The following is a 6581-nucleotide window of genomic DNA, read 5'->3' as shown; positions in this document are numbered from 1 at the left end:
CCGCGCGGGCGGGGGCGGGCGGGGGGGGGCCCGCGGGCCCCCCCCCCGGGCGCCGGGGGCCCGGGGGGGGGGGGGCGGGGCCCCCAACCCCCCCCGGGGGGCCCGGGGGGCCCACCCCCGGGGGGCCCGCCGCCGGGGGGGGGGCGCTCGTCTCGGTGCCCTGCCCGAGCGCGGTGGTACCGAGTCCTACCCGAGCGGAGCCGTCGGGATCGACCCGGAGCGTCGCCGAGTCGCCACCGGCCCAGAATCCGGTAGTCAGGTGGTAGGTAGGGGTGGTGGGCTCCACGTAGTTGGTGTAGCCGACCCCGACCCGGACGTCGGGATCCTCGGCGTACCGGGCCCGCGCCCGCTCGAGCGACTCGCCGATCATCTCGGTGGCCCGTTCGAAACCCTTGGCGTGCGACCCGGAGTCCACCCTCCCCCCGCCGTGCATCGTGTACGGCATCTGATCCTCCTGGAGGATCATGCGACGCCGGATCTCGACGCGGTCGGTCCCGGTCAGGCGGGCCACCCGGTCGATGATGCGTTCCATGACGAACATGCCCTCAGGGACCCCGAAGCCCCGGTAGGCGCCGCTGGGGGTCTTGTTGGTGACCACGCAGAAGTGATGCACCTCCATGTTCGGGAAGTCGTAGCCCCCGGTCAGGCACCCGCCGGTGACGAAGACCGGAGCGGTGCCGGGCATGAATATCTCGCCCGATCCGACGTCGCAGATGGCCTTGCATCGGATTGCCCGGATGGTCCCGTCATCGTCGTAGGCGACGTCCACGTCGTGGCGCTGATCCCGCGCATGCACCGCGGAGACCAGGTTCTCGAAACGGTCCTCGAGCCAGCGGACGGGGCGTCCGAGCTTGCCAGCTATCCAGGTCACTACCACATCCTCGGGATAGATGTGGGTCTTGGTACCGAAGCCGCCTCCCATGGCAGGAGCGATCACCCTGAGACGCGGCTCGGGGATACCGGTCATCTCGGCAATGGTGGTGCGCACGATGTGGGGGCTCTGCGTGGAGGACCACACGGTGAAGTAGCCGTCATGCACATCGGCCAGGACACCCCGGCACTCCAGGGGAAGTCCGGTCTGGCGCTGGCTCACGTAGGTGTCGCTGAACGTGTGGTCGGCCTCTTCGAAGGCCTGCGTCACCTCGGGCTTCTCAGCCGGGAAGTTGACCAGATAGTTGTCGGGCCAGTCGTCGTACAGCCTTGGCGCATTCTCGGCCAGCGCCTGGTCCAGGTCGGCCACGGTAGGGAGAGGCTCGAACTCGGTGTAAGCGGCCACCAGCGTCGCCGCGTCCTCCGCCACGTACCGGTCGGTGGCGACGACCGCCGCGTAGGGTGACCCCACGTAGCGAACCTGGTCCAAGGCGAGGACGGGCTGGCGTACCGGTTGGATGTAAAGGATCTTGTGAGGGAACAGGTCCACGTCCGCCAGGTCGGCGCCGGTGAACACCGCATGCACACCCGGGAGGGCGAGGGCGGGCGCGGTGTCGATGCTCACTATCCGGGCATGGGCCTCGGGACTGCGCACGAAGGCGACTTCGAGCATTCCGGGTAGCTTCAGGTCGGCGATGTAGCGCTGGCGACCCATCAACGGAGATCGATCCTCCCGGCGGGGCACCGCTCGGCCGATGTGGCTGGCCCGGTGGCGGATCATCGGGTTGATGCGCGTGGGACTATCTAACGTCATGTGCAGCCCGACCTCCTGACTCAATTCCGGATGGGACTCCGCTGGAGCGGATTATTGATGCAATCTAACATGCCAGCCCCCGACGTGTCCGCACAGCGGTGGCCTTGCGGCTCCGGTCAGCGCTCGCCCCGGTGATAGGGGATCGTCAGCGACAGCGGAACGTTGGAGCGGCTGCGGTTGAAGACCAGCGCCACGATGGTGAGGACGAATGGCAGTGCGAGCAGGAGCTGGTAGGGAAGGTCGACATCGCTTGCCTGGAGGGCGAGCTGGGTCGCCTCCAGGAATCCGAACAGCAATGAGCCCACCAGCACCCAGGTGGCCCTCCAGTTCCCGAAGATGACTATGGCGAGCGCGATCCAACCCCGCCCCGAGATGATGTCGGGGAAGAACAAGCCGGTCGATCCCAGGGAGAGGAAGGATCCGGCCAGGCCGGCCATCACTCCCCCGAACACCACCGCCACGTACTGGCGCGAGATGATTCCCACCCCGCGCATGTCGCACGCCTCGGGATTGTGCCCGACGCTCCGTAGCTCGAGCCCGTACTTGGTCCGGTAGAGGAACACCCAGACGACGGGGACCATCACGAACGCCAGGATGGTCAGCCAGGGAATGGGGAAGAACTCAAAGGGAGCCTGCATCGTCTCGACCGTGGGGATATCGATGCTCCCCTCGGCCTCGTAGATGGACCGGTACCAGAAGAAGGCCAGCCCGAGACCCAGGATGTTGAGAGCCAGTCCGGCGACAACCTGATTCACCTTGGCGGTTACGGTCATCAGGGCCATGATGAGCGACAGGAACGCTCCGCCGACCCCGGCCGCCACCAAACCGGCCAGGATGCTGCCCGTCTCGTTGGCCACATAGAAGCCCGCGAAGGCGCCCATCGTCATGGTTCCTTCGAGGCTCAGGTTCAGTATCCCGCTGCTCTCGCAGACCAACTCGCCCAGGGCGGCCAGAAGCAGGGGCGTGGCGATCCGCAACGTGGCCCAGAAGATCCCTACGAGGACAGCGCTGGTGAAGAGATCTTCCATGTCAGCCGGCCTTCCGGATCCGGTACCGGGACACCATCGCCGCGATCAGGACCAGTGCGAGCGTGGTCCCCTCGATCACGAACACCAGCGCCTTCGGAATGCCGGTCTCGTACTGCATGGCGGTGGACCCGTTGACGAGGGCGCCGAACAGTATGGCGGCCACGATCACGCCGAGCGGATGCAGGCGGGCCACCAGGGCGATGATGATGCCCGTGAAACCGATGCCCTCGGCGATGTCGAGCTGGACACGATGGTGGAGCCCCAGCAACTCCCCGGCGCCGGCAATGCCGGCCAGAGCTCCCGAGATGGCCATGGTGGCGAGGGTCACGGTACCCACCCTGATGCCCTTGTAGCGGGAGGCGACCACGTTGGAGCCGATCCCCCTTATCTCGTATCCCAGGGCGGTGCGCCTGATGAGCCAGTAGACCACCAGCGCGGCGATCAGCGCGATGGCGAACCCCCAGTGAAGGCGACTGCCGGTGACGAAGCGGGGCAGGTAGGTGGTGTCCGCCATCCGTACGGTCTGGTAGTAGAAGGTGTCGGGCGACTGCCAGGGTCCGGCCAGCAGGTAGGAGAGGATGTAAAGGATCACGAAGTTGAGCATGACCGTGGTAAGGATCTCGTTGGTCCCGTACCGAACCAGCAGCCCGCTGGCCACCGATGCCCAGGCGGCGCCCGCGATGGCGGCGAAGATGAACATCAAGACGAAGAGCAGCGGCGCCGGTAGCCCTCCCCAAAGGTCGTAGACGAACCAGGTACCCATAACGCCGGCGAAGAACTGTCCCTCGCCGCCGATGTTCCAGACCCCGGCCCGGAAGGCGATCGCAGCCGCCAGGCCGGTAAGGATCAGCGGTGTCGCCTGCACCAGGGTCTCCAGGGTGGACTCCCGGGTGCCGAAGGCCCCGTTGTACAGGGCGGCGAACGAATCGGCCGGACTCTTTCCGATGAACAGCACCAGGCCGGCGATGATGCCCACCGCCACCACGAGAGCGGCGACCAGCGTGACGAACTCGTGCCATGGGCGGACCACCAGCCTCTTCTCGAACCTCCATGCCCCGGATTGGAACAACATCGACAGCGGGTCCCGGCGGCGGCCGCCGTCCGGCGTCTGAAGCTCGGAAGGGGCTTGATCGGTCATGCAGCTGGTCCCGCCTCGACGGTATCGGCGCCGGCCATGCTCAGGCCGAGGGACTGGAGGTCGGCCTGCTCGGGGGTGGTCTCCGAGACGATCCGGCCGTCGTAGATCACCGCGATCCGGTCGGAGAGTTGGAAGATCTCGTCCAGGTCCTCGGACATCAACAGCACCGCTGAGCCACGCTCCCGCTCCTCGAGCAACCTGCGCCTGACGTACTCGCTGGCGGAGATGTCCAGCCCTCGGGTGGGCTGGTGGGCCACCAGCAGCCGCGGTTCCCCGGACAGCTCACGGGCCATGATCACCTTTTGCAGATTGCCGCCCGAGAGGGTCCGGGTGAGTTGGGACGCAGAGGGAGTCCTGATGTCGAACCCCTCTATCGACTCGGCGGCGAAGCCGTCGATGGCGCCCCGGTTGAGGACCCCGGCCCGGGAGAAGGGCTTCGAACGGTGACGGCCCAGCACCAGGTTCTCCTTGACCTTGAAGTCCATCAGGAGTCCCTGTGCGATACGATCGGCGGGCACGCTGGCCATCCCCAGCTGCCCGATCCGGTTGGCGGACATCTCGGCGATGTCCACCCCGCCTATCCGGATGGCGCCGGCGGAGGGTTTCTCGACCCCTACCAGGGCGTCGAAGAGTGCGTTCTGGCCGTTGCCGGAAACACCGGCGAGGCCGACCACCTCCCCGGCATGGACGCTGAGGGAGAGACCCTTCAGAGAGCCCCGCCCGGTGACGCTGGCGAGATGGATCCCGTCCACTTCGAGGACCGCCTCGCCGGGATGCGACCGCTCCTTGTCGAACTGGAACAGCACCTCCCGCCCCACCATCATCTGAGCCAGATCCCGCATCTCGACATCGGCCGTGTCGACGGTTCCGACCACCTTGCCGAGACGCAACACCGTCACCCGGTCGGACAGTTCCATGACCTCTTTGAGCTTGTGGGTGATCAGGATGATGGTCAGGCCCTCGTCCCGCATCCGGCGAAGGATCCGGAAGAGTTCCTGGACCCCTTGGGGGGTGAGGACCGCGGTCGGTTCGTCGAGGATCAGGACTTCCACTCCGAAGTAGAGGGTCTTGAATATCTCGACCCATTGCTGCTCCCCGACGGATAACCGGCCCACCTCGGCGTCGGGATCTATCTCCACGTCATAGTTGTGGAAGAACTCGTTAAGCCGGTCCTTTACCTCCGACAGATCGAGCCACTGGCTGGCCGAGGTCCCGATGACCACGTTCTCCACCACCGACATCGGGGGGACCAGTTCGAAGTGCTGGTGCACCATGCCGATACCGGCAGCGATGGCGTCTCTAGGCGTATGCAGCTCGAGCGTCTCGCCCCTGAAGGTGACCGACCCTTCGTCGGGCCGGTAGACCCCGTAGAGAATGTCGGCCAGGGTGGTCTTGCCGGCGCCGTTCTCGCCGAGCAGGCAGTGGATCTCGCCGCGGCGGATGTCGACGCTCACCGCGTCGTTGGCAACCACCCCAGGGAAGCGCTTGGTGACCCGATCCACAGCCAGGATCGTCTCAGTCACCGAATTCGCTCCCCTGAGGTGTCGGATTCATCGGGTGATAGGGCCCTACTCGGGCGGATCCGTCTTCAGTTCTACCCTCAGCAGCCCGCCCAGTATGGCGGCTTCGGCCTGGGCGACGCCGTCTTGGACATCGGCCGGAACCAAGTCGCTCATCTCTCCGAGTGACGACCCGCCATCGACCATCGAGGTGTAGACGATCCGCTCCATCGGGGCATCGTACGGAACGCCCTCGGTTGTATAGGCATACCAGGCATCAACCAGATCCATGAAGGCGGTGTCCCAGCGGGCGACCGCGCTGGTCAGCACCACCGGGGAGAGTCCGAGCTGATCGGTGAAGTGTCCGAAGCCGAACACACCGTCCGCCTCCTCGATGGCTGCGAAGGGACCGAAGCGCTCGGCATAGATCATGTCGGAACCGGCCGCGATCTGGGCGGCGGCGGCCTCCTGGGCCGTGGCAGGGTCGAACCAGCTCTCGATGTATGCCACATCGAAGGTGATCTCACCCTTGCCCATCTGCTGGGCCACGAACCTGGCGCCGTCTATGAACGCGTTGAGCGGACCGTTGACGTTGGGGAACGGGAAAGCCGCCACCCCGCTGACGTGGTTGGTCTGGGTCATGGCCCCGGCGATGATCCCCGCCAGGTAGGCGGGCTCGTGGATGAACACGTCGATCCAGTAGCCATTACCGCCGGTCGGCTCGTTGCCGGATCCGGAGAAGGCGAACAGGATGTCCGGGAAGTCATCCTTGACCGCGGCGACCGCATCCGAGTAGGTGCTGTGACCGACGATGATCTCGTAATCGCCGGTCTGGGCCAGGTCCCGGATCACCCGCTCACCGTCAGCGTATGGGATCTCCTCGATCTGCTCGAGGGTGATCGTCAAGCCGTGGGGAGCCTCGTCCGCCACCCGGTGGACCGAATCGATGAAGGTTGCGTACCAGCCTTCTTCCTTGGTGCCCAGCATGATCATGGCGACGTCCAACTCGGTCGGACCCATCGGCGCTTCCTCGTCGGGCTCCGTCATCTCGGCCTCGGTCGTAGCGGGCGCCGCAGCCGTAGTGGTCGGGGCGGCCGTAGTGGTCGGGGCAGCCGTAGTGGTCGGGGCAGCCGTAGTGGTGGGCGCCGCAGTTGTTGCGGCAGGTTCGTCGTCCCCACCGCAGGCACCCGCCACCAGAGCCAGGGCGGTCAGCATCGTCACCAGGGTCAAGA

General features: G+C 66.3%; 5 protein-coding genes. All 5 read right to left on the bottom strand.

All coding sequences use genetic code 11. The features are described from left to right. Window positions 1-1684 (bottom strand): xanthine dehydrogenase family protein (locus tag OXK16_13850; protein ID MDE0377028.1); only part of this gene is annotated, 1684 nt, incomplete at its 3' end. A gap of 116 nt (window positions 1685-1800) precedes the next feature. Beyond that, window positions 1801-2712: an ABC transporter permease gene (locus OXK16_13845; protein ID MDE0377027.1), complete on the bottom strand. Its 912-nt coding sequence runs from the start codon at window positions 2710-2712 to the stop codon at window positions 1801-1803. Window position 2713: 1 nt separating this feature from the next. Next, window positions 2714-3850 (bottom strand): ABC transporter permease, encoded by a 1137-nt coding sequence (locus tag OXK16_13840; GenBank protein ID MDE0377026.1) that lies wholly within the window; start codon window positions 3848-3850, stop codon window positions 2714-2716. Then, window positions 3847-5373, bottom strand: coding sequence for an ABC transporter ATP-binding protein (locus tag OXK16_13835; GenBank protein MDE0377025.1), 1527 nt, complete (start codon window positions 5371-5373; stop codon window positions 3847-3849). The genes OXK16_13840 and OXK16_13835 overlap by 4 nt, the downstream gene beginning before the upstream one ends. 45 nt (window positions 5374-5418) lie before the next feature. Next, window positions 5419-6581, bottom strand: a 1163-nt coding sequence (locus tag OXK16_13830) for a BMP family ABC transporter substrate-binding protein (protein ID MDE0377024.1), incomplete at its 5' end; no start/stop codon positions are given.

Source organism: bacterium (genome assembly GCA_028821235.1).
Lineage (GTDB): Bacteria > Actinomycetota > Acidimicrobiia > Spongiisociales > Spongiisociaceae > Spongiisocius.
This window is presented reverse-complemented; position numbering and strand designations above follow the sequence as displayed.

What these genes read in the sequence shown, in the direction of transcription:
- OXK16_13845 (MDE0377027.1), bottom strand. Translation starts at nt 2,712, where the DNA reads ATGGAAGATCTCTTCACCAGCGCTGTCCTCGTAGGGATCTTCTGGGCC.
- OXK16_13840 (MDE0377026.1), bottom strand. Translation starts at nt 3,850, where the DNA reads ATGACCGATCAAGCCCCTTCCGAGCTTCAGACGCCGGACGGCGGCCGC.